This is a genomic window from Bacillus sp. FSL L8-0152 (genome assembly GCF_038006365.1).
GTDB classification, from domain to species: Bacteria; Bacillota; Bacilli; order Bacillales; family Bacillaceae_G; genus Bacillus_A; species Bacillus_A cereus.
Genome location: NZ_JBBOVB010000001.1, coordinates 1,207,563 through 1,233,075, shown reverse-complemented (window position 1 = coordinate 1,233,075; position 25,513 = coordinate 1,207,563). Strand labels below are relative to the sequence as shown.

Genomic DNA, 25,513 nt, shown 5'->3' with positions numbered 1-25,513 from the left:
TTGTAATAACAAAAGGGGGAACAATCATGATTCAAACTAAGGATATTATCGAACTTACAGACACATATGGAGCAAATAACTATCACCCACTTCCAATCGTTATTTCTAAAGCAGAAGGTGTTTGGGTAGAAGATCCTGAAGGAAACCGCTATATGGACTTATTAAGTGCATATTCTGCAGTAAACCAAGGTCATCGTCACCCGAAAATTATTAACGCTTTAATTGACCAAGCTAATCGTGTTACGTTAACTTCTCGTGCTTTCCATAGCGATCAATTAGGTCCTTGGTACGAAAAAGTTGCGAAACTAACTAATAAAGAAATGGTACTTCCAATGAATACAGGTGCTGAAGCTGTTGAAACTGCAATTAAAACAGTTCGTCGCTGGGCTTATGATGTGAAGAAAGTAGAAGCAAACCGTGCTGAAATCATCGTTTGTGAAGATAACTTCCACGGACGTACAATGGGTTCTGTTTCTATGTCTTCAAATGAAGAGTACAAGCGTGGATTTGGTCCAATGCTTCCTGGCATCGTTGTAATTCCTTACGGTGATTTAGAAGCATTAAAAGCCGCAATTACACCAAACACAGCAGCATTCATTTTAGAGCCAATTCAAGGTGAAGCAGGAATTAACATCCCACCAGCTGGTTACTTAAAAGAAGCTCTTGAAGTATGTAAAAAAGAAAACGTTTTATTCGTAGCAGATGAAATCCAAACAGGCTTAGGCCGTACTGGTAAAGTATTCGCTTGTGACTGGGACGATGTAACTCCTGACATGTACATACTTGGTAAAGCCCTTGGTGGCGGTGTGTTCCCGATTTCTTGTGTTGCAGCAAACCGCGACATTTTAGGTGTATTTGAGCCAGGTTCTCATGGTTCTACATTCGGCGGTAACCCACTTGCATGTGCTGTTTCTATCGCAGCTCTTGAAGTTTTAGAAGAAGAAAAATTAACAGAGCGTTCTCTTCAATTAGGAGAAAAATTAGTTGGGCAATTAAAAGAAATTGATAACCCAATGATTACTGAAGTTCGCGGTAAAGGTTTATTCATCGGTATCGAATTAAACGAGCCAGCTCGTCCTTACTGTGAACAACTAAAAGCAGCTGGTCTACTATGTAAAGAAACACACGAAAACGTAATTCGTATCGCACCACCTCTAGTAATCTCTGAAGAAGATTTAGAGTGGGCATTCCAAAAAATTAAAGCTGTATTATCGTAATAATAGAGAGGTTGTCCAACATGTTGGGACAACCTCTTTCTTTTTATATTCAATTATATTAAGATAAAATTGTAATTTTCTGTATTTTAAATTCATAAAGGAGGTGCGATATGCTACTAAGATATGGTAAACATATTAACTATTTAGCTACAGCGTTTATTTTAGTTACATTCTTTAGTTTCCTACTTTCCACAACATGGCTTCATTACTCAACTCCTACTACACTCACACTACTGAAAGCATCATTTTGGACGAGAAAAAAGCGCACTTGCGGTTATATTATTTGGCATTTGTACACTTGCATTAATTGGTCTTTACACTTTTGCCGTTATAGATTATCTCTATAATCCGAGACCATAGAAAAGAGCTATCTTTATACAAGATAGCTCTTTTCTCATTTCACTACATTTCGCAAAGTACCAATTCTTTCCACTGTAATGACCACTTCATCACCAGCATGTAAAAACCTCGGTGGTGTAAAACCTTTTCCGACACCAGCCGGCGTTCCTGTTGCGATAATATCGCCTGGTTCTAAAGTCATTCCTTTGCTTATCGTTGAAATAATTTCTTCTATTGAAAAAATCATTTTATTTGTGTTGGAAGTTTGCCTTACTTCTCCATTTACTACCGTTTCAATGTGTAATGCATTCGGCGTTTCAACCACCGATTTATGAATTAAATACGGTCCCATCGGACAAAATGTATCGAAGCTTTTCCCAAGGAAAAACTGTTTATGTTTTCTTTGAATGTCTCGAGCTGTTACATCATTTATAATCGTATAACCAAAAACATGCTCAAGCGCTTTTTCTTTTTTAATTTGCTTCCCTCGCTTACCAATAATGATAGCTAGTTCTCCTTCGTAATCTAGTTCGTCCGTTGCGTGAGGGTGACCATTAATTTGCTCATTTATGCCAATAACTGTTGTTGGTGCTTTCGTAAAGATCATTATATTTTCTGGAATAGACTCTACTCCGCCCATTTCTACCGCATGCTCACGATAGTTTTTTCCAACGCACAAAATATTCTTTCTTGGCCTTGGAATCGGCGCTAATATTTTCACCTCTGTTAACGGATAATACGCCGCTTCCCCGTTCTCTTTTGCCCAATTTACAATTTCACATACTTTCTCAAAGCATTCAGTCCCTCTTTCAATACACTCTAACATTGTAATAGGGATTGTAACCTTTTCCCCTTTTTGTCTTTGCGCTTCTCTTAAGTGTAATACCTTTTCTTCTTCTTCATCCACAATACCTACAAATACCTTTTCTTCTTTCTTCGCCGTTACAAAACGCAATATTTCCACTCTCCATCCTAAAACTCATACCTTTTAATTGTATTCGCATCCGCAAGAAAAAAACCTTCTCATGCACGCTAATTTTTACAATATTCTTCTCGCACTTATTCGTTACTTATTCATTATTTAGCATAAAATGTAGAAATTTTACTTTTTTTAGCGAAGGTATTTCTTTTTTATGGAGTTTTTGTATAATATGTACTACATATATACTAAAAATTTCATTTAGAGATGGAGCCGATTTCAATGTTTGAGCAAGCTATTGAAAAAAAACGTGAAAAAATGATCTATTTTGCTGAACGCTATGGAATGACTTCTCAAAGAACAGTGGATTGTAGCCAAGAACTGGACAGGCTCTTAAATGTAATTTGTCATGTACATACGGATTTACACCCTACTCAAACGTTCAACACACACACGCAATAACGCGTGTGTTTCTTTTATTTCAAAAAAACACACATTTTATTGGAAACGCCCATACAATAGTAGAAAAGAAAATTTTAAAAACGAAGGGTGTTTTGTATGCCAGCTATGGTCGGACATATTCGTATCGTCAATATTGGATCAAGTGGTATTTTTCATATTGGAGATGTATTTGCGATTAGGCCTATTAGTTACTCACGTGCTTTCGCCGGGGCCGGCTCTTTCAACGTTGGAGATAATGTTTCTGTCTACAATTATCAAAGTGCAACGACTGTCAACGATTCAGATGTAATCGATCAAGCGATAATTGGCTCAACTTAAAGGAGGCAATTGCATTGAATTTTTATGTAAACCAAAGTATCATCATCAACAGTATTAAAATTGATAGTATTACAACCTCTTCTGTGTTCCAAATTGGTACTGCCGGAAGTATTAAAGCCCTATCTAAATTTTCAAATACGGGCGGATTTACGGAGCCGCTTCGCCCATTACAGGCAAAAGGACAAATTATTTCTATCAAACCATCAACTAGTTCTTCTTAAGACATCCTTGTCATAAATATATAGCAGGAATATTTTTACCCTCCCTATTGAAAAGGAGGTTTCACAAATGAATCAAGATATATATACTTACTTACACCAACTTCAACAAGCTCTTCAAACACAACAAGCAGCCATCCTAAATTTAGAAGAACAAGTGCGCCAACTCCAAGAAGAGCTTAACGAATTAAAAAATCGCCCCTCCTCTTCTGTAGGAAAAGTGGAATACAAATTCGATCAATTAAAAGTCGAAAATTTAAATGGTACTTTAAATATTGGTTTAAACCCATTTTCAGCAAAAGGACAACAAATTGAAGATTTTCAAGTGGATACAGAAACATTGAAGGTAAACCCTGAAACCGAAACAAACCCAGACTTTTATCAAGGTATCCTCCAAGAAATGCATCGATACTTAGATGAAGAAGCATATAATCGTATTCTCCATTTTGAACAAGAAGAGAGAACACCGCTTGATGAAATGTATCGACAAATGATGGTAGATGACATAAAAAAACAGATGGAGCATCGACTCCCTTATTATTTATCACAAGCGCAATCATATGAAGGTATTTCAACAGATCCAGATTATTTACGAGATATCATTATTCAGGCAATGAAACAAGATATTGACAAAGCCTTTCTCTCCTTTATTCAGCACATACCGGGAAATTTCCGAAAGGAGTAAGTATGTATGAACCTTAACGTTGTAAACCGTGAGTTAAAAGTCGGACAGATTAAAATGAACGGTGTATCGTCGTCCGCACTCTTTTTAATTGGAGATGCAAATCTCCTCATTCTATCTTCTATTCTCGATACACCATTTGAAACAGTTACAGAGGGTCCATTTGTACCATTAGTAACAGATGTCCCTCCTACTCCAGGTTAAGGAGACTGAGAAATTATGTTGCATCATGTGTCCATTGTCCAAAATGTTTCTATTATTTCTTTAGGAATTACTGCCGTATTGCAAGTTGGAGATGCAAACCAAATGGAATTAAAAAGTAGAGCTCTTGCCGTCCACCGTGAAATTCCTTGTTATATAAGGGGAGAAGGTCGTTTTGATGCTTTTGAAATCTTTACAGATGAACACATTACAATTCCAAAACGAACGACAGATGTAAATTTAAATATTGTAAATGAATGCCCTTTTATTGAAGTTAATAACGTTGAATTACGGACACTTTTAAATTCTGGTTGCTTTCAAATTGGAAATGTTGATTATGTTTTTAATAACTCTCGTATTATGCAAATCCGCCAATATATTACAGATGAACCTTCCGCACAATAATTCATATAGTAATTAAAAAGCTTAGTAAAGTAGGTGGATGGTATGCCTTCGGTTGTAGGAAATCTCGTCGTTCAAAACAGTAACGGCTCTTTCAACTTAGGAGATTTTTATAACGTATCTCCGAAAGAAAACACGAAAGCTTATAATGGATCCGGAGCTTCTAATGTTGGATTTGTCGTGAATACTTTTAACGGTGTTAGTGCAACAAATACGTTTGATTCTGATGTGGCGGATCAAGATCAGATTGGAACAGCGTAAAAAAAGTAGGAGATATTCTCCTACTTTTTTCTTTTATCTAATTCAAATTATTAAAATGAAATTTTAATCAGCAAGAGCTTTACTGTTCACAAATAGTGGTATAAACAAGTAAGTAGTGAAGAGGCACTATTTCATTTTATTTAAATGATAATCCGCTCTCCTCCAAAGCTTGTCTAAGCTTCGGCAAAGACGCAGGTCCCATACCATGCAGTTTTAAAATTTCTTTGTCACTATATTTTGAGAGTTCTTCTACAGTTTGAATTCCATGGTGTTCTAATGCCCTTCTTGCTGGCGCTGAAAGAAGAGAGAGAAAACCTTCTTTTGGTTTTCTCTCTTTCTCACAGGTTGGGCAAGTTGGACAATCGCTACTTTTATAGTACTCGTGTCCCTGTTCACAAGTTTTTAACGTTGTCATTTTTTATAGCCCCCTTCTGTTGTCTATCCTTCAATATTTACAACGTGATTCCCATCAAAGAAATATAAACATTTCTCTTTGACAGGATGTTGTAAGCTTTTCTCGAGTGCTTTTGCATATAACGAAAGTTGCACTTTATATCGATCTTCTAAAATTGGTTTTGCTTGTTGGAATCCGCCTGGGAATTTCCCTTCAATCGTATCTGTTTTGAAGTCGATTAACGTAATGCCATCTTCCTCTTCAATCATGCAGTCGATAACCCCTTGGACAAGAATCGTTTCTTCACTCTTCCCTTGCCAATCTTGATATGCTTCTTCTGCTGCAAGCATCATCGTAAATGGTACTTCACGCTCAACACTTTTCGCCGCTAATACCCTTTTACCTAAGTCACTGTCAAAGAATGAAATTACTTTTTCAATTGCTATTTCTTCCGCCTGCTCGAATGTTAATAATTCCTTATTTACCATTCCTGCGATTTGTTCTTGTAGCGTTTCGGCCGTAATCGGTTTCTTCAAATCTACATGCTGCATAACGGCATGGACTGCTGTTCCACGCTCTGCGTACGTTAACCCTTTTTTCTCCATAAAGCGCGGACGTGTTTTAATTGGTGCACGTAGTTTTTTAATAAAGGCGTTATCGCTACCTTCTTCAGATTGATAATTTCTCTTTATTTCTGTAACAGATTGCTTCGCACGATGAGATGTCGCATCCTCATATCCGTACTTCCACATTAATCTGTCGTACACTTCTTCTTTCCGTTTACTTTGCAGGGGAACAGCCTTTTTCTCACGAAGCGCTTCTAACAATTCTTGTTTCTCTTCTTGAACTGGCTCTGGTGCAAGTAGCGTGTTACCGTCCACAACTTCTACTTTCCAGCTAGTGTCATACCCGTAAATTTCATCCGGAATGCTTCCTTGTCCTAATTCAAGAAGCATTTCACTATCACGATGTCTATATAATGAAGGTGCAATCCAGTCTAAATAACAAGACGCTCCGGCACGTATGTGATCTGGTAATAACCATTCATTATGTTCCCTCGCATCAAGCCATTTTTCCATTTCCTTAGTTGCATCCTTAACTGTTCCGATTAAAATTAGCTTCTCTTTCGCACGCGTTAACGCTACGTATAATACGCGCATTTCTTCTGCAATTAATTCCATTTTCATTTTACGCTTAATCGCAAGCTGTGATAATGTCGTATATTTAATTCGTTTACGCGGATCGATAAATTGTGAACCGAAACCGAAATCTTTATGCAGTAAGAAACGCTTCATTAAGTCTTGTGTATTAAAACGACGACCGAGTCCAGCTACAAATACGACCGGGAACTCTAGCCCTTTACTTTTATGAATCGTCATAATGCGAACGACGTCTTCTTGTTCACCAAGAGCTCTTGCCGTACCCATATCATCACCGCGTTCTAAAATACGTTCAATAAAACGCAAGAAGCGGAATAACCCTCTAAATGATGTTGCTTCATATTGTCTTGCACGGTCATATAGCACGCGCAAGTTTGCCTGCCTTTGCTTTCCTGCTGGTAAACCGCCAACGAAGTCGTAATAACCTGTCTCACCGTACACTTTCCAAATTAAATCAGAAAGGGATTGTTGACGGGCAAATTCACGCCATCCTTGAAGTAAATTATAAAACCACTCTAATTTATCATGAAGTTCTTGCTCTTCTTCAAGCGGTGCTCCTTTTAAGAACGAGCTCATTACTTCATAAAATGACCCTTTCTTCCCATGAGCACGAAGCGTCGCAAGGTCTTCATCATTTAGTCCCACAATCGGTGAACGAAGTACAGCTGCAAGCGGAATATCTTGCATCGGATTATCAATAACGCGGAATACGTTCATCATAATATTTACTTCTGTCGCTTCAAAATAACCAGTCGCAAGGTCAGCATATACTGGAATTCCTTGCAATTTTAACTCTTCCATAATTTGCGGCGCCCACGGCATCGAGCGGAGTAAAATAACGAAATCACGGTATTGTACAGGACGCATACTATCCGTTTTACGATCATACACTTCATAACCTGAATCAACCATCGCTTTAATACGCTGCGCCATAAGACGAGCTTCTAGCTGTGCTTTTTCGACTTCTGCACCTTCTTCTCCATCCATTACTTCTTCTTCCGTTTGCTGAATACATAGTAATTCTGCTGCTACATCTTCACCTTCTGGATAGGTAGCACCTAGCTTTAGTTCAGCGTCAGCATCGTAGTCAATTTCCCCAACTTCTTCGCCCATAATTTGTTTAAAAATAAAGTTCGTACCTGCTAGTACTTCATGACGACTACGGAAGTTTTTCGCTAAGTCAATCTTCATTCCGCCGCCCAATCCTTCTTGTGTGAAGCGTTTATATTTTCCTAGGAATAGTCCTGGCTCGGCTAGTCGGAAACGATAAATCGACTGCTTTACGTCACCAACCATGAACAAGTTTCCTTCACTCTCAGAATCTTTCGTTACGAATTTAATAATGGATTCCTGTACAAAGTTCGTGTCTTGATATTCATCGACTAATACTTCAGCAAATTTATTACGATATTGGAGCGCCACTGCTGACGGATTCATTTCACCATTTTCACTTTGTTCACTTAAAATTTGTAAACAGAAATGCTCTAAATCTGTAAAATCGACCATTCCTTTATCTCGCTTCATCGCTTGGAAACGCTCTGTAAATACTTTTACAAGTTGAACAAGCTTTTCTAATACTGGGTGCATATCTTGAAAATCTCGTAAGAAACTTTCCGGTTTGCGGCTAAATAACTCTTCCTGTAATTTCTTCACTTCATCTTTCGCTTTATTACGAAGAGAGTCTACTTGTTTTACAACATCTTCATTGTAATCACTTTTCTTAATACGCTTTAACGTTTGCCACGATACGTTTTGCATCGCTTCATACAATCTTGTCCACGACTCACGAGCAGCTGATGATAGCGTTCCAAGTAAAGCTACATCTGCTTGCAGGGTTTCAATGCGAGGCGCTGGACCGTCAGGAAGCATTGCGAGTTCAGTTGCCTTACGAATATGCTGTTCCGCTGTTTCAAGCTGGAATTTCACATCTTCTAATAAATAAGAAGCATATACTAAATCCTCAATTGTCTTTCCTTCTACGTCATATGCTTCTACTAATTTATCAAGCCATTTTTCCGGATTTGGATGCGCTCTTGATTCTGTATGAAGCGCTAAAATCATACGTTGTAAGTCATCATCACTACGGTCACTCGTATAACGATCAACGAGTTCAAAGAATATCGTATTATCTTCGATGCCATACTCTTCTTCTAATATGTCATCTAGCACTTCTTCTTTTAACAATTCATTTTCTGTTTGATTCGCAATACGGAAACGAGGATCAACATCAAGCATGTAGTAATATCCTCTAATTACTTGTAAACAGAATGAGTGAATTGTTGAAATGGAAGCTTTATTTAATAGGCTCAGCTGCTTTCTTACGTGTTGAGAGCCTGGTTCATCAATTAATACCTTTTCTAACGCTTCCCCGATTCGGTTTTTCATCTCTTGCGCTGCTGCATTCGTAAATGTTACAACGAGCAGGCGGTCGACATCGACTGGGTTCTCTTCATTAATAATCTTTTTAATAATACGTTCAACTAATACTGCTGTTTTACCTGATCCAGCTGCAGCCGCAACTAAAATATCACGTCCGTTCGCTACAACAGCTTTCCACTGGTCATCTGTCCATTGACTACCTTCTGGTTTTTTAGGCCAATTTTCTATCATTCTCCGCCAACCTCCTCTCTTATTTTCTCCATCGCTTCGCTATCTTTCATATCTTTTAACGATCGGAACTGATTATCTTCAAGTGACTCATCAAATTGACAAACAGATTTGAAGTTACAGAACGTACATGCTGCTTTATTTCCCATTTTATAAGGAGCAATATCGATAACACCTTCTGTAATATCTTTTCCAATATTTTCAAACGTATGGTGTACATATTTTTGCAGTACGTTAAACTCTTGCTCACTTGCAATACTTGAACGCGCACTAAAGCTACCGTCTTTTTTCAGGCCAGCAGAAATAATATCTGAGCTTCCTGTTGAAAGTTTGTTATCCATTAAACGAACAACGTCAGCATCTCCTAATACGAGTCCTTTCATTTTAAATTTCTTTAAAATTTCTTTTTCAATTTCAGCTTCAGATGCGTCACCTTTCATCTCAACGATTGGGTTATGAATATGGAAATACAATACACCAGCTGGTGATGCTGCGTGGCCTTTTTTCATCCACGTCTGTGCATTCGAAGTAACAACATCTAAATACGTTAACATTTGAAGTGCTAATCCGTAATACACTTCCGTTAAATCTAACGCTTTTGAACTTGATTTATAATCAATAATACGTAAGAACGTCCCGTTTTCATCTTCTGCCTTATCAACACGGTCAATACGACCGACTACTTCCATCTTTACACCATTTGGTAATGAGAATTCCATTGGCGGAAGTGACCCTGTACCACCCATACCGAACGGCACCTCTAAATCAACTGGTACGAATCCGCTCGACTTCGCATGTTCACGAAGAATGATTGACGTGCGGAAAATAATTTGTTGTAGTTTTTGTTTTAAATAGAAATGACGATTTGAACTTAATAAAATTTGTCGTTGTAATAACGGTGCAATTTCTTCTATTACTAAAACAGAAAGATGTTCACATTCTTTTATTGATAAATCCGCCCAAGTGCGGTTTTCACGCAATAACTTGTCCGCAATTTTCTTTAATGCCGCATGGAATAATTCGCCGATATCTGGCGCATCAAGTTTGAAAATATCACGCTCTCTAAGCGACAAACCATGCTGCGCGAAATGAGCGTATGCACAACGATTAAATAGTTCCATACGAGAGACGCTTCCTTTAATTGTATCTCCGTATAAATCTCTACTTACTGCTGTACTTAGTTTCTGCGCACGATTTCGGTAAAATAAACTTGATAGCACGCGACTACTTTTTTGTTTCCATTCATCTGACGTTACGTAGAAATTATATACATCCCACCAAAAATCTAAATTCCCTTCAAATCCGTATCGTTTCCACGTTTGTAGTTGCTGCATAACGTAAGATAACGTCACTTCTGGCGTTGCTACATATGAAATTTGTTCTGAGCGTGATAAGTCGTTTACATCATTCGTAATAAACGAATCTTTCACATTAGGGAACATTCTTTTTATTTTCTTAATAAAGCTAGACGCAAGTAACGTCTTTCCTTCTTCATCTGCAAGCGGGCATGAAATGTATAACTTCTCAGATGCTCTCGTTACCATTTGATACATAACGAACTGTTCTTCTAACAAAGTTTGTCTCGTCGTTGGCGCTAATTCAATCCCTGCTGCACCAAGAACTTCTCTTTCCTCATCAGAAAGCATACCTTCATCCATAGGTGCTGCTGGAATGACACCCTCATTTACACCTATAATAAACGTTGCTCTCACATCAGATAACCTGGAGTGATCAATATTAGCAATTAACACTTGGTCTAATGACGGCGGAATGTTAGCAAATTGAAGTGCCTCAAGACCTGTCGACATAACGTCAGTAAACATAGAAAGAGACATTTTCTCTTCCCCAAGCATCTCTACAAATGTATCAAGAAGGCTCATTACTTCTTCCCATACTTGTTCATGATCTGTCGCAAATAAGAAATCTCCACTTTCTTCTGCACGTATACGTAATTCTTCTAGTTTCTTCGGAACATCCAGTTCTTCTAAAAACAAGTAAACTGCTTCACACATTTGCATAACTGTTCCTGCACGCTTTAACCTTTTTTGCATGCGAATAACAGGTGTTCTTACAACGTCACGTAGCCTATTTATTTTCTCTTCCATTTCACGTTCACTGTCTGTAATCATCCCGTTCGTATCATCAAGAGAACGATAACGGCGATACATCCATGGATCTTCAGCAGTCCATCTCTTTCCTTGTACACCGTACGCTAAACAGTAATTTTCAAATTCATCCATTTCTTCACGCATCGCTTCTTTTCTTACGTCTAATGGATATAAAAGCTCTGTTTTCACGCAACGGAACACCGCATCATAACGCCAATTCCCACTAATAATCTCGAGTGCAGAACGAATACATTCTACCAATGGGTGGTGTGACATCGGGCGCTTTTCATCGATGAAGTGCGGGATATTGTAATCTGTAAATAACGTTCGCATCACATCGTAATAACTTTCCCCATTACGAAGAAGCACTGCAATATCTCGGTAACGATATTTTTCGTCCGCAACAAGTTTACGAATTTCACGAGCAACACCTTCTACCTCCGCTCGTAAATTCGCAGCTGTACTAATCGTTACACTCGCTTCACCGTTAAATTTTTCATTCGGACGCGCTTCATAATGAGCTTCTAAATGCGCTAATGCTGGAGAATGAAAACGCGGCTGTTCCATAAGTGGAATTGTTTTTTCAATTTGTATTTTCTCTTCACGCGCTACTTGTTTTATTTTTTCATACGTTAACGTCGTTTCATAAAATAAATCGAGTTCATTTACTGGCTGTGCTAACGTTTTTTCATCTATCGTTAACGTGATCGTAACTTTCGCTCCGCAAATCATAAGCTGTCTTACAATCTCTAACTCTTGCGGGGAGAATGAATGAAATCCATCTATATAAATTTCCGCACCATTTACATATTCAGACTGCGGAAGCTTTTCCACTAGCAATTGCAGGTAGTCTTCTGAATCTAAGTATTTTCCAATTAAAGCACGTTCAAAATCATCGTATAGTAACTGTAAATCATACACTTTATTCGCTAGTAACTTTTGTTCGGCACTGCTACTATGCGCATCTAATTGTTGCCACATTTCATATACGTTAGATGGCGTTACATTGTAACGTTTAAACTCCGCGATCATACTGCCAAGATGTTCAAAGAAACCGTTTTGCTCCGCTGCTTTTTGGAACACCGATAATCCATCTTTACGAAACTCTACAATTTTACGGAGTAACATATGTACACCAGCTTCATCAATATGAAGACGACTCGCTCCGCCAACTTCTTGCAGCACCTTCCACGCTAATCGTGAAAAACTAAAAACTTGTGCCCGAATAGAACCTCTTACATCCTCACTTCCAATTAACGCCTGCTGCGTCTGGAATGTCATCTGTTCTGGCACAAGATATAATATTGTTTTCCCTCTCGGGCGCTGTTTTAACTCTTCTTGCACTTCGCGTAAACAAAGTGTACTTTTTCCACTTCCCGCTCTACCAATCACAAATCGAAGTGACATGTAACCCCACCTTTCACTTACATAACGAACGTTAGTTTGCTACTATAATTGTATTATAGTACACGAAAAAAGACAAACTGAGTTGTTTGTCTTTTCTATACTTCTACTTCATTATATCAACCTTTTGAAAAATTCGTTTGCACCTCTTGAATTGGCCAATATCGCAAATCAACTTTACCGACGACTGTATCAGCTTTTACAAAGCCAAAGTGTCTACTATCCCAGCTCCCGAGCCGGTTATCACCTACTACAAAAATAAACCCGGGTGGCACCAGCTTTTCTTTCGTTAACTCTTCTAATGTAAAGTCGCCTGTTAGTTGCCTTCCATTTATCTCTTTCTTATACTTCTCTAGATACGGCTCATCAATAAATTGTCCATTTATATATAACTTATCATGCTTATATTCAATATGATCTCCAGGTAAACCGATAATTCGCTTTACATAGTCCTCTTTTTTATTCGCATGAAACACCACAACGTCAAATCTGTTCAAGTCCCCAACTTGATAACTCACCTTATTTACAACGAGCATATTGCCATCTTGCAATGTCGGCATCATTGACTTCCCCTCTACAACATACGTTGAAAAGAAAAACGTTCGAAAAAATACAGCTAATAATACACCAATTAAAATTGTTCGTATCCACTCTATGCCTTCTTTTTTCAAAGTTTTCTTCATCTGCTTCTCCCCTTATCCTTTAATACTGAAGCTTTCCTTTACAAAGAAGACTATTCTTAATGTAGTTCTAATTTTACTTCAATTTTCTTACCGACATACCATAGAATAAAAATACCAATCGCTACAATGACTGATTTCACCGGATTATGAATAAATGACATTAAATCATGACCGATATACGTTAAAATAAAAATCATCACAAGTTTTCCGAATGCTAACGCTAGTCCAAACTGTTTTACACTAATTCGGGATAAACCAGCGACAACATTTATTAGCGCTGACGGTGTAAACGGAAAACAAAATATAACAAAAATCGGTGCGAATCCTTTCCTTTCAATCCACCCCATTGCTTTTCGTACTCTCTCATGCTTATTTACAAACGAAAAGAAACGGCTGCGGCCAAAATGGCGGATGATGAAAAAGACAAGTAATGCACCCATTACTGATCCAATCCATGAATAAAGAAAACCGAGCCAAAAGCCAAATGCAACAGCATTCGCCAGTACAAATACAATAAGCGGTAATGCTGGAATCAACGCCTCTATCATCGGTAAACCAATACCAAGAAGTGGTCCGAACGCTTTATAACTCTCAACAATATGATCCATATTTTCTGGTGAAAAATACTCTTTGATTGTCTGAAAATCCATTCTACACTTTACCCCTTTACTCTAAATACTATCCCTACTGTATCATTGCTTATATGAAAGAGGAAATGGTAGATACGACATATGGAGATGTATTTATTAAAGTTTCCATATCTTTCATAAGAATTCCTTCATTATTTAGCTATGATAATCTATCAATATTTGACAATATATTACATATTAATAACACCCTATCCAACAATATCCTTATATCTCTTCAAAAATAGTATATTACAAATAATTTATTTAAATATAAAAAAATAGTATTTTTTACATTTTTTATTAAAATAACAACATAAATCTGTTATACTAAATATCGCAATATATTTATTTTATGTTTTTAGGAGGAAATACTTTGAAAGACACAGTAAAATTATTAAAATGGGTTACTGGTGCCTTAGAGGCTTTACTGGGAATACCTGTACTCGGAGGAACTATTGTTGTTTCTTTACTTTGGTTACCACTTCTTTTCATGCTAGTATTACATATCGTTACTTTAGTATTGGCTAAAAAAGTTAATATGAGTGCTAACGGTAATGTGCTAGGAATTGTAACTTCTTGCCTTGCATGGATTCCGTTTGTAGGAATGATTTTGCATATTTTATCAGCTATCTTCATTATGATGGATGCTGCCCGTAAGGAAGAAACTTATTAATATTTAAATAGCAAAAAAAGCTGTCCTAGAATGCCACTTACGGCAACATTCTAGAGGCAGCTTTTTCTATATTACACTTCTTCTTCTCTAACAACATACACTTTCTCATAAGCTGGTCTTAATGTTGATTCTTCACTTTTATCAATTTCTTTAAAACACGGATTCCCTTGTTTTTTCCTACGATCTTCATATTCAGTACGTAATTTCGCTGTACGATTTTGTTGATTTTCAAAACTAGTTTTTGATATTTCTAATTTCACAGCAAAGCCATTTATAAATCTAATAATAAGATTTCCATCTTTTAATTCTTTATTACTTTCAATATAAAAATGAGACAACCAAGCGCACTCTTTTCTAGAGTAAGAATAGGTAGGGAAAAAATAAAGTTGATCTGTAGGACTAATCGCAATTGGTGCTTTATGTGTAATATGAGTTAACTCTTTCGTTCCTTCTTTTCTGCCTAAGAAACTCGAGCCATGCTTGCGGCAACTTCTTTCTATAATATCTAGAGGTTTTTGAAATACGAAAAAAGAATCATTCATTTCAACGACTCGAGTAACAATTTTCTTTTCACTTAGAATAACAGGAAGTAAGGCCATCGTATTTTTCGTTACAACATAATTTTCGACATAGCGTTCCACTTTACTTTCCATGCTCTATTATCTCCTTTTTTCCATTTATATTAGCAGCTGCATATATAATTTTAGCACCTATGAAAAGAAAACGGATTGCATATTCCACTATTTTACATAGATTTATTATTTATCAACCATTCTTTAAATTTAAAATTAACTATATAATAATAAAAAGATAATAATGTACACAAAAAACATTTATACTACTATAAATATTTGAAATCACTTCCTCATTTCACATCATTACAACAACTAACTTTGCTATAATTAAAATATAAATCCAATATATGGAGGGCCACTATGGAAGAAAAAGAAATCCAACCATCGATTCAAATGAAAAATAGCAGCGTCATTATCGTGAAAAACTCAGCTAGTATTATATTCGGTTTATTTTTCATTCTTCTATTCTTTTCCAAACCATTTCGTAAATCAAAATGTCCAGAATGTAAAAAACGTGAGAAGAAAAAATTAGAGCAAGAACAATAAAAGGCCTTCCTTTATGGAATGCCTTTTTACATTTGTAGTATCATTTTATTTATTCTTCTTCATCCTAAAAAACAACTATATTTTCTTCCAAGATTCTCTACATCTTTTTTGATTTGTATATGATCCTTATATAAAACATGAGAAATAGTATTTGTACTTGTTACTCGCTTTTAATTTTTATTAAACACTTCAAATTTGTACACCTTTATCCATCACTAACAATTCGTTATTTAGTTAACTTTATAATATAAGTTTTGTATATAATTTCATTCAAAAACACAATATATATAAGTGGTCATTTTATAATTACATTGCTTTTTATCGAATTCCAAAAAGGAGCTGTATACTATGGATAAAGAAAACCTATTAAGCCAGCAGGTTACTAGCATCCCCTCAGATGCTCTGAATACCCCTAGTAAGGAACAAGAACAACTGTTAGAAACATCATCTCAAAACGTACAAAATTCCAACAACAATGCTAACAAAAAAGATGTTACTCAAGGTCTATCTGAAAAAAATTCCCCTATTTCAATGAAGAATACAAATTTATAGTTATTTACTATCATACGCAGTAAATGCTCTTGCTGAAATAATTCTTCTACAGAAACTAATACGCATTCCAGATAATTTTTTACCAGTTGTAACATAGAAAAAGAGATTTAGATATAAAAACAGGCTCTAAAAAGACTTTCCCCACAACAAAAAAAGGATGGCATTAGCCATCCTTTTTTCCATCATCAACTATAAAATTATAGTTTGATTACGTTTTTAGCTTGAGGTCCACGGTTACCTTCTTCGATTTCGAAGCTAACTTTTTGGCCTTCTTCTAGAGATTTGAAACCTTCAGTTTCGATTGCAGAGAAATGTACGAATACGTCGTTTTCGCCTGGAACTTCGATGAAACCGAAGCCTTTTTCGTTGTTAAACCATTTTACTTGTCCTGTTACTGCCATGATTATTTCCTCCTAAGAAAATACAAATTTAATTTTTTTAGTCTTCCTGTCTAAAAAAAGAATCCACACATTATCAAATACGAAACATAAACTAGTTCTCACATACTTTTTCTCGTTCGTTTTCAGCACTTGATAACATATGGATTGCTTAATTTAACTATTCAACTGACATCATCATAGCACATTAAAATAAAATGTACAATCTTTTTCGAAAATAGAATTTCTAATTTTTAGTATTTCTTATAAAATATAATTATCTCTATTCCAAATAAGGAGGAGTTTATGACCAATAAAATTCCTAGAAAAACATTAAAAAGAATTGAAAAGGATATTGAAAATAATAATCTTGGAAAAGCAAGAGATAGATTGCATGGCCTCATCTTTACATACCCAAATGAATTACATCTTCGAAAAAAACTCGGAGATATTTATTATACATTACAATATCCAGAAATGGCTGGACGTTACTGGTATCTAGAGGAGCATAAAACAGATATTATGCATGAATCATGTTTATTATTTGAAAAATCAATGGGAAATAATCCTCATCATATTGCACGTGCTTTAAAGTTTAAAGGCGATTCTAACCATATAAAAGGTTTGTATAAAGATCAACCTTTATCTTCAGTGCAGAAGAAAGTAGCAGAGGAGTTAATTTATGAGTATAAAGAAACATGGCAAGATAAGCTAGTTCCTTTTGGCTGTCTAGCATTCCTTGCTTGCCTTCTCTTTTCTGCCATTATTGGTCTATTTACTATTTGGAATTGGATTTTTTAATCACAGGGGGAATTTTCACATGTCAAACTACGCTAAAGAAGAAAGGCTAACAGGGGGAAACGTCTCAAACGTATATCGTTCTGAAAATACTGTTCGGCGAGAGTTAAAGCCGGGCAGTGAAAAGATTCATAAGCTATTGCAACATTTAGAAAACAAAGGATTTCATTATGCTCCAAAGTTTTTAGGTGTAGATGAAAAAGATAGAGAGATTTTATCCTTTATTGAAGGAGAAGCTGGCAATTATCCTTTAAAAGAATATATGCGATCTAATGATGTATTAAAAGAAATCGCAAAGATGCTTCGCCTTTACCATGATGCTGTAAGTGATTTTCCATTATTAAATGATTGGAAACCGATGGATCACACTCCAAATAACATTGAGGTTTTATGTCACAATGATTTTGCCATATATAACATTATTTTTAATAATGAGAAGCCAGTAGGGATTATTGATTTCGATGTTGCTGCTCCTGGTCCAAGACTATGGGATATCGCTTATACACTCTATACTTGTGTGCCTTTAAGTAGAGTGTATTATACAGAATCCGGTGAAGCCGTTCATTATGACTCATCGCAACATGCAGATCGCATTAAAGAGAGAATGAATTTGTTCGTTCAGTCCTATGATAAAAATATGGATGAAGATTACTTAGGAATGGTGTTGCTTCGATTAGAAGGGTTATGTACATATATGAAACGAAAAGCGCAAGAAGGCGACTTGAATTTCCAAAGAATGATTGATGAAGGACATCTAGAGCATTATGAGAAAGATATGAAGTTTATTCGTGATCATAGGGCTGAGTGGAGTTGATTTAGTAATAAAGAAAAGGAAGTATCGTTTTTTTCCGACAACTCAATCTCTCTTTTCGAATCGTTTAGAAAATAACAAGGGGCACCCTTCAAAAAGGTGCCCCTTCCTTTTATTTCGTAAACTGTGCTTCTTCCGTAGATCCTTTTAACGCTGTCGTTGATGAAGTTCCGCCTGTAATCACTTGTGCAACTTCATCAAAGTAACCTGTTCCTACTTCGCGTTGATGACGTGTTGCAGAGTAGCCATGTTTTTCAGCTGCGAATTCTGCTTGTTGTAGTTCAGAGTATGCTGCCATGCCGCGCTCTTTATAGCCACGTGCTAGTTCAAACATACCGTAATTTAATGAATGGAATCCAGCAAGTGTTACAAATTGGAACTTGTAACCGTAAGATGCGATTTCCTTTTGGAAGCTTGCAATTGTTTTTTCATCTAGTTTTTGTTTCCAGTTGAATGAAGGTGAACAGTTATATGCAAGTAGCTTTCCTGGATGCTCCTTATGAATTGCGTCCGCAAATCGTTTTGCATCTTCTAAATTTGGTTCCGACGTTTCACACCAAACGAGGTCTGCATACGGTGCATACGCTAAACCGCGCGCAATTGCTTGATCAAGACCTGCATTTGTACGGTAAAATCCTTCTGGTGTTCTTTCTCCTGTAATAAATGCTTTATCAACAGGATCGATATCGCTCGTAATTAAATCAGCTGCATCCGCATCTGTTCTTGCAACGATAATTGTCGGCACTCCCATTACATCTGCTGCAAGACGTGCAGAAATTAAATTGCGTACTGCTGTTTGCGTTGGTAGTAGTACTTTTCCGCCTAAATGGCCACATTTTTTCTCTGAAGATAATTGATCTTCAAAATGCACACCTGATGCACCTGCTTCAATCATACCTTTCATCAGTTCAAATACGTTTAATTGTCCGCCAAATCCAGCTTCTGCATCTGCTACAATCGGTACGAAATAGTCTGTATCATCGCTTCCTTCCATATGCTGAATTTGATCCGCACGTTGAAGCGTTTGATTAATTCGTTTCACTACAGCAGGTACGCTGTTCGCTGGATATAAACTTTGGTCTGGATACATATGTCCAGAAAGGTTTGCATCAGCTGCTACTTGCCAACCACTTAAGTAAATCGCTTTTAACCCAGCTTTTACTTGTTGCATCGCTTGGTTTCCTGTTAATGCGCCAAGTGCGTTAATATAGTCTTCTGTATGAAGCGATGTCCAAAGCTTCTCAGCACCGCGACGCGCTAACGTATGTTCAATATCAATTGACCCGCGCAGGCGAATTACATCTTCTGCCGAATATGGACGTGTGATCCCTTTCCAACGCTCATCTAATTCCCAGCTTTCTTGTAACTTCTCGATTCTTTCGTTTTTCATTTGTTCCATCCCCTTTTCATTTTTTATAAAATTTCATAACCCGGTAATGTTAAAAATGGTACGAATTCATCATTTCGAACGAGATTTGTAAACAAAGTTGTCGCCTCTTGGAATCTCCCTTTCTTAAAGGCTTCCTTACCAATCTCTCTTTCTATTTTTGCTAATTCTTCTTCTTTTAGCTCTTCCATTAATTCAAGCGTAATATTACGACCATCATTTAGTTTTCCACCTTCATGACGAATCCATTGCCATACTTGTGCTCTTGAAATTTCAGCAGTTGCCGCATCTTCCATTAAGTTATAAATAGGTGCTGCTCCCCGTCCGCTTAACCAAGATGCAATATATTGAATACCTACACTAATATTCATGCGAAGGCCCTCTTCTGTAATCGTTCCCACCGGTACCTCTAGTAAATCGTTTTCTGTTACACATATTTCTTCACGTTTTCTAAAAATTTGATTCGGTGTTTTCATAATGTGATTAAATACTTCCATTGCAACCGGTACAAGTCCAGGGTGGGCAACCCAAGTCCCGTCATGACCGTCTAAAGCTTCGCGCTCCTTATCAGCACGCACTTTTTCAAAAGCTGCTTCATTTGCTTCTGGATTATTTTTAATCGGAATTTGTGCCGCCATTCCTCCAATTGCTGGTGCATTACGGCGGTGACATGTTTGAATTACTTTCAAAGAATAGGAACGCATGAATGGTGCCGTCATCGTGACTTGTGCTCTATCTGGTAGTAAGAATTTATTATGATTACGGAAACTCTTTAAAAAGCTAAAAATATAATCCCATCTTCCGCAGTTTAAGCCAGCAGAATGATCTTTTAGCTCATACAAAATTTCATCCATTTCAAACGAAGCGTGAATCGTTTCCAGTAACACAGTTGCTTTAATCGTTCCATTTGGAATGCCGATATATTTTTGAGCAAATACGAATACATCATTCCATAATCTCGCTTCTAAATAACTTTCCATTTTCGGTAAGTAAAAGTATGGGCCGCTCCCTTTTGCTAAAAGAGCTTTCGCATTATGGAAAAAGTACAAGCCGAAGTCTACTAAGCTACCCGACATATTTTTCCCATCAACTTGCATATGCTTTTCCTCTAAATGCCATCCTCTTGGACGTACAATGAGTACAGCTGTTTTCTCATTTAATCTATATTCTTTCCCTTTATCATTTTCATGTGAAATCGTTCCCTTTACTGCATCTCGTAAGTTGATTTGACCTTCAACTGCATTTTCCCAAGTTGGTGCATTCGAATCTTCAAAATCCGCCATAAAAAGATGCGCTCCTGAATTTAAAGCGTTAATGACCATCTTTCTATCTACCGGTCCAGTAATCTCTACGCGGCGATCCTCTAAGTCTTTTGGCAGCTTGGCAATTGTCCAATCCGCTTCACGTATGTGTTTTGTTTCTTCTAGAAACTTCGGAAACTCCCCTGCATCAATTCTCTTTTGTTTTTCTACACGTTTTTGTAAAAGTTCTATGCGGCGCTCATTGAAATTCTCATGTAGTTCCTTCAAAAAACTAAGCACCTCAGGTGTCAATATTTCGTTGTACGCTGGTAACATTTCTCCAACGAGTGTAACCCGTGAAGTTTGCGTCGACATATTAGCATCCCCTTCTTAAACTGTTTTATAACAGATTTGATTTCATGTTTTATATTATATAACAAATCTTCAGAAAAGGAAGTTTTTTTTGAAAATTCATTTCATTTTTTTTCAAAACGCCATTCTTTCGTGCTTTATTTCATACAAAAAAGGCCACTGTTATACAACAACGACCTTTTTGTATTATTTTTAAATTTCACTTTGACTAGTTAAACTTTATTACTGCCCTTGTTCCATATCATGCAATATTGCTCTATGTAAAAACTGTGCGTATTGTTCTCTCGTTACCTTCATAGACGGACCGAATTTACCTTCTCCGATTCCCATTGTAATACCATTTGTTTGTACTGCACTAATTGCATTCGTTGCCCATGAATTTGCTGAAACATCATTAAAGTTATGAGATCCCTTGGCCTGTAAGTCAAAAGCATTCGTAAGAACTTGTGCCATTTCCGCACGCGTTAACGTCGCCTTCGGTCTAAAGTTTCCATTCTCGTCTCCCTGGAAAATTCCCATTTCCGTTAAAGCCAATATCTCCTCGATAAAGCTTGTTGAATTTTCATCAATATCTCCATATGGGTTTTCATATTCATCTTGTTCTTCCATATCAAACACACGGTAAATTAAAGCTGCAACTTGCTCACGTGTTACATTATCCCCAAAACCGAATATTCCATCGCCATATCCCAAAATAATTTCTTGTTCCGCTAATTCATGAATTGCCTCATATGCCCAATGTCCTTTTGGTACATCTTTAAATACAATTGTATTTGTTTTTTGCAACGGTGCACTTTCCGCTTTTACACTGTTACTCTCTGCTGAGAATAACACCCCACCCATAATTGTTAATGCTGTAGCTGTTTTTAATAATTTTTTGCTCATCAAATTATCTCCCCAATATGTATATGTTTTTTTAAAAATATACAGAATAAATGGTATAGCGACAATATATTTTTCGACACATTTCGTGACGGTTTTGTGAATCATATTACACATCATGTCTTTTTTATGGGGTTGATTATAAAGCTTATGTATAACATTAAAAATACAAATAAACGAATAATAATTCTTTTTTAAACAAACAAAAAAGCACAAATATTTCTATTTGTGCTTTCATATTTCACTCTATTTCCAATCCTCTTTCAAATGATAATTAATAATCGCATTATTAATAAACTGAGCATATTGTTCTCTAGGTACAGGGCGATTTAATTCATACATGCCATTCCCAGTTCCTCTTACAACATTATTAGATTGTAGCGCACTAATTGCATCTTCTGCCCAGTGGCCTTTTGGAACATCTTTAAATGTATGTTTTTGTTTCGTTTCAAAATTAAATGCTCGTTTTAAAATGACAGCCATTTCCGCTCTAGAGATTGGTGCTTTCGGCCTAAAATTCCCTTGGCCATCCCCTGTAAAAACACCACGTTTTGTTAACGCCAAAATTTCCTTTTTAAAAGTTGTTGTACTATCAGAAACATCTTTATATGGATTCGCTACTGATCCTTCTTCTTTTATCTCAAGTGTTCTGTAAATAGTCCCAGCTACTTGTTCACGTGTTATAAGATCACCAACACCATACTTCCCGTTTCCATACCCTAATATAATTTTATGATATGCTAAATCCATAATAGCATCATATGCCCAAAATCCGTATGGAACATCTTCAAACACAATCATTTGTGGATACTCTTCCGCTTTTACAGGCGTCACATTCGTCCCTGCAAATATACCTCCTGCCATTGTCGCAATCATCATTACACCCAATATTTTTTTCTTCATTATCCTCTCTCCCTATTTCATTCAAATAAAATGAATTTCATTGTTTCAGGAGTACTCTTTTTGGTGAATGTAAGATAAAATGCAAATCTTCTAGAAGAAATATTTCCACTACCTTTCTGCTTTATGCCTCCTTCTTTCTTTTTCAAAAAGGAAGTTGTCACCTCTAAGGTGTTATATACTAAAACATTCTACAATCTCTTTATAAACTCCTTTTCACTTTACAACTTCCCTTTATTGGCGCGAAAAGGAGATACCTAATGGCGATTACTATATTCATGATTTATATTTCAGAGGTAGCATTCCCCTTCAATGATAACTCGCCTTCTCTTCCCTTGCGAAAAGTTAGTACCATCCCTACAAATATAAGGATAATCCCTATTACTTGCATCTAAATCCGGTCTAATAGTTTTGCAACAGCAGGATCTAAAAACACTAATACAGAAATGAGTCTCGTCGATAAATCTCTTAAACTGTCAAAAAATAAGTAATATACAAATCTAGTATGTCTAAATCATCGCCTTGAAAATGCCCGAAGTCTATGAATAGTAGCAATAAAAAAAGCATCCTTTTTTATTAAAAGAGGATGCTTTTTTTATATTTATTAACACTCAAATATGCTACTACTTTTGAAGAGTAAATTGGGCAACTATTTGTTTTAGTTTTCCTGCTGCGTTATGCATATGTTCAATTGAAACCGAAATCTCTTGAACAGATTTTTCCTGCTGTTGAATAGACTCTTTTACCCTATCAGTTCGGTCAGATGATCTTTGGGAAATTTGAGCCATGTCTTCTGCAGAAGCCGAGATTTCCTCACTACTCGCTGCAATTTCATCTGTAGACATAGATACCGTTTGAATTTGCTCAGATACTTGTTGTACTTTTTCTGTAATTGTTCCAAATACTTTTTCTGTGTGCATTACTACTTGTGTACCTGCCTGTACCTCATTATCTACTTTCCCCATCATATGTACCGTATGGTTCGTTGTTCCCATAACTTGAGTAATAAGATTCTCAATTTGTTTTGCAGAATCACTAGATTGTTCTGCTAATTTCCGCACTTCATCTGCCACAATTGCAAATCCTCTACCACTTTCACCAGCACGTGCAGCCTCAATTGCGGCGTTTAATGCTAATAAGTTAATCTGAGAGGTAATACCTTGCATTACATCAATGATTTTAACAATTTCTTCTGATTGTTCTTTCATAGTCTCTACTTGTTTCACACCGCTATGTACCGAATTTTGGATTGTATCCATCTGTTGAATCATTTGTTTCATTAATTTGTTACCACTCTCTGCATCTAATGCTGATTGAGCAGATAATTCATTTACAGAGGATGATGTATTGACTATACTCTGCATTCCTTGTGTCAACTCTTCCATCGCACCCGCAGTTTGTTCCATTGCTTGCATTTGACTCTCTGCGCCATTTGCGACTTCTTCAATATCCATAGTGATTTTTTTTGCTGCACTACTAGATACTTCTGACGCAGATGCTACTCCGTCTGTATATTGGAATAGAAGCTGAATATTATTCTCTACTTCTTGCATATTTGTTCTTAGCCCTGCAATCATCTCATTAAAATTACTTACTAATACACCTAATTCATCCTTAGCAGTATAATCACCATGTACAGTTAAATCTCCTTCTTTCGCTCTTTCCATCATACGACTAACCGTTTGTAAAGGAGCAACTATAAGCTTGCTAATAATATAACTTACTATACATATAATGATTGTAGTAACTACTACAAGAATGATAAAGGTAATAACGGAACGATCAATCATTTTTTGCGAATCTTTAAATACTTGGTCAGCTAAATTTGAAACATACGATTCTAGATCCACTGCATAACCAGCTAACTCTATTCCCTTCGGTTTTAATTCCTTCTGAAATTCATTTACCATTTGCGGCTCGTTTGTTGCCTTCGCCTTTTCAAATAATTTCTTATATGTATCATTATAACTTGGTAAAGATTTCTTCATCTTCTGAAACAGTTCATCCTCTTGCTTACTTAAATTAAAACCATCATCATATTCTTTTAATAAAGAATCATATTTTTTAAGATCCTTTTCAATATTATTAATTATTCCCTCTTTATTTGCCACTTCATTTTGTGATGCCGTAATTAACTCCAATAAGTTATATTCTAGTGAATTTTGTGTGCGAAGCATTCCTTCTAATAAAATTGCAGAATATTGATAGTCATCTACTACAACCTCTGTATCGTGCTTAATCTTATTAATAGAATTAATTGCTACACTGCTTATAATTACCATACCTAAAACTGCTAATGAAATAAGCGCTAATAATTTATATTTCACTTTTAAATTTTGTAAAAAATACATTTTTTCACCTTTATCCCTTTATATATAGATTTTTAGAATTTTAT

At 36.3% G+C, this 25,513-nt stretch carries 26 protein-coding genes and 3 pseudogenes; 14 read left to right on the top strand and 15 right to left on the bottom strand.

The genetic code is table 11. The annotated features are described in order from the left end of the window. Positions 1–26: 26 nt before the first annotated feature. Together rocD and MHH27_RS06220 are read left to right on the top strand one after the other, a co-directional pair. Entirely contained in the window at positions 27–1,217 is a 1,191-nt protein-coding gene (gene rocD / locus MHH27_RS06225; protein WP_000616660.1) for an ornithine aminotransferase, read from the top strand. A gap of 110 nt (positions 1,218–1,327) precedes the next feature. Then, positions 1,328–1,577: pseudogene (locus tag MHH27_RS06220) on the top strand (hypothetical protein). 34 nt (positions 1,578–1,611) lie between these two features. On the opposite strand, the gene MHH27_RS06215 reads toward MHH27_RS06220, so the two are convergent. Next, positions 1,612–2,511, bottom strand: a complete 900-nt coding sequence (locus MHH27_RS06215; RefSeq protein ID WP_064532885.1) for a fumarylacetoacetate hydrolase family protein — start codon at positions 2,509–2,511, stop codon at positions 1,612–1,614. A 246-nt stretch (positions 2,512–2,757) separates the two neighbouring features. Here MHH27_RS06215 and MHH27_RS06210 point away from each other — a divergent pair, with 246 nt between their 5' ends. From MHH27_RS06210 to gerPF, 7 genes are all read left to right on the top strand, one after another. Continuing rightward, positions 2,758–2,937 carry an aspartyl-phosphate phosphatase Spo0E family protein gene (locus MHH27_RS06210; protein WP_000462857.1) on the top strand — a complete coding sequence of 60 codons (180 nt, stop codon included), beginning with the start codon at positions 2,758–2,760 and terminating at the stop codon, positions 2,935–2,937. Positions 2,938–3,033: 96 nt separating this feature from the next. Beyond that, positions 3,034–3,255, top strand: a complete 222-nt coding sequence (gene gerPA, locus MHH27_RS06205) for a spore germination protein GerPA (RefSeq protein WP_001111187.1) — start codon at positions 3,034–3,036, stop codon at positions 3,253–3,255. A 14-nt stretch (positions 3,256–3,269) separates the two neighbouring features. Continuing rightward, a complete protein-coding gene (gerPB, locus tag MHH27_RS06200) occupies positions 3,270–3,476 on the top strand; it encodes a spore germination protein GerPB (protein ID WP_001012508.1) in 207 nt (68 codons plus the stop codon). 67 nt (positions 3,477–3,543) lie between these two features. Beyond that, a complete protein-coding gene (gerPC, locus tag MHH27_RS06195) occupies positions 3,544–4,158 on the top strand; it encodes a spore germination protein GerPC (protein ID WP_001070763.1) in 615 nt (204 codons plus the stop codon). Positions 4,159–4,164: 6 nt separating this feature from the next. Continuing rightward, positions 4,165–4,359, top strand: a complete 195-nt coding sequence (gerPD, locus tag MHH27_RS06190; protein WP_001052807.1) for a spore germination protein GerPD — start codon at positions 4,165–4,167, stop codon at positions 4,357–4,359. Between the two features lie 15 nt (positions 4,360–4,374). Continuing rightward, positions 4,375–4,761: a spore germination protein GerPE gene (locus tag MHH27_RS06185; RefSeq protein ID WP_090975802.1), complete on the top strand. Its 387-nt coding sequence runs from the start codon at positions 4,375–4,377 to the stop codon at positions 4,759–4,761. A gap of 42 nt (positions 4,762–4,803) precedes the next feature. Further along, positions 4,804–5,019, top strand: coding sequence for a spore germination protein GerPF (gene gerPF, locus MHH27_RS06180; RefSeq protein WP_001141566.1), 216 nt, complete (start codon positions 4,804–4,806; stop codon positions 5,017–5,019). A gap of 136 nt (positions 5,020–5,155) precedes the next feature. Here gerPF and MHH27_RS06175 read toward each other — a convergent pair whose 3' ends face one another. The 5 genes from MHH27_RS06175 to MHH27_RS06155 form a co-directional block, all read right to left on the bottom strand. Next, complete coding sequence (locus tag MHH27_RS06175; protein WP_090975801.1) at positions 5,156–5,434, bottom strand: RNA polymerase alpha subunit C-terminal domain-containing protein; 279 nt, start codon at positions 5,432–5,434, stop codon at positions 5,156–5,158. Positions 5,435–5,457: 23 nt separating this feature from the next. After that, positions 5,458–9,183: a helicase-exonuclease AddAB subunit AddA gene (addA, locus tag MHH27_RS06170; protein WP_090975799.1), complete on the bottom strand. Its 3,726-nt coding sequence runs from the start codon at positions 9,181–9,183 to the stop codon at positions 5,458–5,460. Beyond that, on the bottom strand, positions 9,180–12,695 hold the full coding sequence (addB, locus tag MHH27_RS06165; RefSeq protein WP_340941944.1) for a helicase-exonuclease AddAB subunit AddB: 3,516 nt from the start codon (positions 12,693–12,695) through the stop codon (positions 9,180–9,182). The genes addA and addB overlap by 4 nt, the downstream gene beginning before the upstream one ends. A 116-nt stretch (positions 12,696–12,811) precedes the next feature. Then, a complete protein-coding gene (gene lepB / locus MHH27_RS06160) occupies positions 12,812–13,375 on the bottom strand; it encodes a signal peptidase I (protein ID WP_000751897.1) in 564 nt (187 codons plus the stop codon). Between the two features lie 56 nt (positions 13,376–13,431). Beyond that, positions 13,432–14,025, bottom strand: a complete 594-nt coding sequence (locus tag MHH27_RS06155) for a TVP38/TMEM64 family protein (RefSeq protein WP_071714132.1) — start codon at positions 14,023–14,025, stop codon at positions 13,432–13,434. A gap of 352 nt (positions 14,026–14,377) precedes the next feature. Between MHH27_RS06155 and MHH27_RS06150 the strand changes: the two genes are divergently transcribed. Continuing rightward, positions 14,378–14,677, top strand: a complete 300-nt coding sequence (locus tag MHH27_RS06150) for a hypothetical protein (RefSeq protein ID WP_080476084.1) — start codon at positions 14,378–14,380, stop codon at positions 14,675–14,677. Positions 14,678–14,748: 71 nt separating this feature from the next. Here MHH27_RS06150 and MHH27_RS06145 read toward each other — a convergent pair whose 3' ends face one another. After that, positions 14,749–15,330 carry a competence protein ComK gene (locus MHH27_RS06145; RefSeq protein WP_071714131.1) on the bottom strand — a complete coding sequence of 194 codons (582 nt, stop codon included), beginning with the start codon at positions 15,328–15,330 and terminating at the stop codon, positions 14,749–14,751. 282 nt (positions 15,331–15,612) lie between these two features. On the opposite strand from MHH27_RS06145, the gene MHH27_RS06140 reads away from it, so the two are divergent. Together MHH27_RS06140 and MHH27_RS06135 are read left to right on the top strand one after the other, a co-directional pair. Then, positions 15,613–15,798, top strand: a complete 186-nt coding sequence (locus tag MHH27_RS06140) for a hypothetical protein (RefSeq protein ID WP_000391377.1) — start codon at positions 15,613–15,615, stop codon at positions 15,796–15,798. Between the two features lie 348 nt (positions 15,799–16,146). Then, the gene (locus MHH27_RS06135) at positions 16,147–16,350 is read left to right on the top strand and encodes a hypothetical protein (RefSeq protein WP_340941941.1); all 204 of its coding nucleotides are present in this window, start codon (positions 16,147–16,149) and stop codon (positions 16,348–16,350) included. Between the two features lie 197 nt (positions 16,351–16,547). Here the strand turns inward: MHH27_RS06135 and cspA are convergent, their stop codons facing one another. Further along, entirely contained in the window at positions 16,548–16,751 is a 204-nt protein-coding gene (gene cspA, locus MHH27_RS06130) for an RNA chaperone/antiterminator CspA (protein ID WP_000301522.1), read from the bottom strand. A 282-nt stretch (positions 16,752–17,033) separates the two neighbouring features. On the opposite strand from cspA, the gene MHH27_RS06125 reads away from it, so the two are divergent. Both MHH27_RS06125 and MHH27_RS06120 read left to right on the top strand, forming a co-directional pair. Continuing rightward, complete coding sequence (locus tag MHH27_RS06125; protein ID WP_098251294.1) at positions 17,034–17,528, top strand: DUF6584 family protein; 495 nt, start codon at positions 17,034–17,036, stop codon at positions 17,526–17,528. A gap of 19 nt (positions 17,529–17,547) precedes the next feature. Then, positions 17,548–18,339: a phosphotransferase gene (locus tag MHH27_RS06120; protein WP_000073785.1), complete on the top strand. Its 792-nt coding sequence runs from the start codon at positions 17,548–17,550 to the stop codon at positions 18,337–18,339. A 109-nt stretch (positions 18,340–18,448) separates the two neighbouring features. On the opposite strand, the gene aceA is transcribed toward MHH27_RS06120, so the two are convergent. The 7 genes and pseudogenes from aceA to MHH27_RS31990 form a co-directional block, all read right to left on the bottom strand. Then, positions 18,449–19,726: an isocitrate lyase gene (gene aceA / locus MHH27_RS06115; RefSeq protein ID WP_000787346.1), complete on the bottom strand. Its 1,278-nt coding sequence runs from the start codon at positions 19,724–19,726 to the stop codon at positions 18,449–18,451. Between the two features lie 23 nt (positions 19,727–19,749). Next, the gene (aceB, locus tag MHH27_RS06110; protein ID WP_000107337.1) at positions 19,750–21,339 is read right to left on the bottom strand and encodes a malate synthase A; all 1,590 of its coding nucleotides are present in this window, start codon (positions 21,337–21,339) and stop codon (positions 19,750–19,752) included. Between the two features lie 219 nt (positions 21,340–21,558). Next, positions 21,559–22,326 (bottom strand): S-layer homology domain-containing protein, encoded by a 768-nt coding sequence (locus MHH27_RS06105; protein ID WP_141241103.1) that lies wholly within the window; start codon positions 22,324–22,326, stop codon positions 21,559–21,561. 138 nt (positions 22,327–22,464) lie between these two features. Then, a complete protein-coding gene (locus tag MHH27_RS06100) occupies positions 22,465–23,121 on the bottom strand; it encodes an S-layer homology domain-containing protein (protein WP_142318199.1) in 657 nt (218 codons plus the stop codon). A 280-nt stretch (positions 23,122–23,401) separates the two neighbouring features. Then, positions 23,402–23,682 (bottom strand): annotated as a pseudogene (locus MHH27_RS06095) (EamA family transporter); the annotation flags it as partial. A gap of 59 nt (positions 23,683–23,741) precedes the next feature. Further along, a complete protein-coding gene (locus MHH27_RS31995; protein ID WP_404978265.1) occupies positions 23,742–24,533 on the bottom strand; it encodes a methyl-accepting chemotaxis protein in 792 nt (263 codons plus the stop codon). A gap of 156 nt (positions 24,534–24,689) precedes the next feature. Beyond that, positions 24,690–25,469 (bottom strand): annotated as a pseudogene (locus MHH27_RS31990) (MCP four helix bundle domain-containing protein); the annotation flags it as partial. Between the last annotated feature and the right edge of the window lie 44 nt (positions 25,470–25,513).

Coding starts and splice junctions, on each gene's coding strand:
- rocD (WP_000616660.1), top strand. CDS start 27: ATGATTCAAACTAAGGATATTATCGAACTTACAGACACATATGGAGCA.
- MHH27_RS06210 (WP_000462857.1), top strand. CDS start 2,758: ATGTTTGAGCAAGCTATTGAAAAAAAACGTGAAAAAATGATCTATTTT.
- gerPA (WP_001111187.1), top strand. CDS start 3,034: ATGCCAGCTATGGTCGGACATATTCGTATCGTCAATATTGGATCAAGT.
- gerPC (WP_001070763.1), top strand. CDS start 3,544: ATGAATCAAGATATATATACTTACTTACACCAACTTCAACAAGCTCTT.
- gerPD (WP_001052807.1), top strand. CDS start 4,165: ATGAACCTTAACGTTGTAAACCGTGAGTTAAAAGTCGGACAGATTAAA.
- MHH27_RS06185 (WP_090975802.1), top strand. CDS start 4,375: ATGTTGCATCATGTGTCCATTGTCCAAAATGTTTCTATTATTTCTTTA.
- gerPF (WP_001141566.1), top strand. CDS start 4,804: ATGCCTTCGGTTGTAGGAAATCTCGTCGTTCAAAACAGTAACGGCTCT.
- MHH27_RS06175 (WP_090975801.1), bottom strand. CDS start 5,434: ATGACAACGTTAAAAACTTGTGAACAGGGACACGAGTACTATAAAAGT.
- addA (WP_090975799.1), bottom strand. CDS start 9,183: ATGATAGAAAATTGGCCTAAAAAACCAGAAGGTAGTCAATGGACAGAT.
- addB (WP_340941944.1), bottom strand. CDS start 12,695: ATGTCACTTCGATTTGTGATTGGTAGAGCGGGAAGTGGAAAAAGTACA.
- lepB (WP_000751897.1), bottom strand. CDS start 13,375: ATGAAGAAAACTTTGAAAAAAGAAGGCATAGAGTGGATACGAACAATT.
- MHH27_RS06155 (WP_071714132.1), bottom strand. CDS start 14,025: ATGGATTTTCAGACAATCAAAGAGTATTTTTCACCAGAAAATATGGAT.
- MHH27_RS06145 (WP_071714131.1), bottom strand. CDS start 15,330: ATGGAAAGTAAAGTGGAACGCTATGTCGAAAATTATGTTGTAACGAAA.
- MHH27_RS06140 (WP_000391377.1), top strand. CDS start 15,613: ATGGAAGAAAAAGAAATCCAACCATCGATTCAAATGAAAAATAGCAGC.
- MHH27_RS06135 (WP_340941941.1), top strand. CDS start 16,147: ATGGATAAAGAAAACCTATTAAGCCAGCAGGTTACTAGCATCCCCTCA.
- cspA (WP_000301522.1), bottom strand. CDS start 16,751: ATGGCAGTAACAGGACAAGTAAAATGGTTTAACAACGAAAAAGGCTTC.
- MHH27_RS06125 (WP_098251294.1), top strand. CDS start 17,034: ATGACCAATAAAATTCCTAGAAAAACATTAAAAAGAATTGAAAAGGAT.
- MHH27_RS06120 (WP_000073785.1), top strand. CDS start 17,548: ATGTCAAACTACGCTAAAGAAGAAAGGCTAACAGGGGGAAACGTCTCA.
- aceA (WP_000787346.1), bottom strand. CDS start 19,726: ATGAAAAACGAAAGAATCGAGAAGTTACAAGAAAGCTGGGAATTAGAT.
- aceB (WP_000107337.1), bottom strand. CDS start 21,339: ATGTCGACGCAAACTTCACGGGTTACACTCGTTGGAGAAATGTTACCA.
- MHH27_RS06105 (WP_141241103.1), bottom strand. CDS start 22,326: ATGATTCACAAAACCGTCACGAAATGTGTCGAAAAATATATTGTCGCT.
- MHH27_RS06100 (WP_142318199.1), bottom strand. CDS start 23,121: ATGAAGAAAAAAATATTGGGTGTAATGATGATTGCGACAATGGCAGGA.
- MHH27_RS31995 (WP_404978265.1), bottom strand. CDS start 24,533: ATGCAAGCAATGGAACAAACTGCGGGTGCGATGGAAGAGTTGACACAA.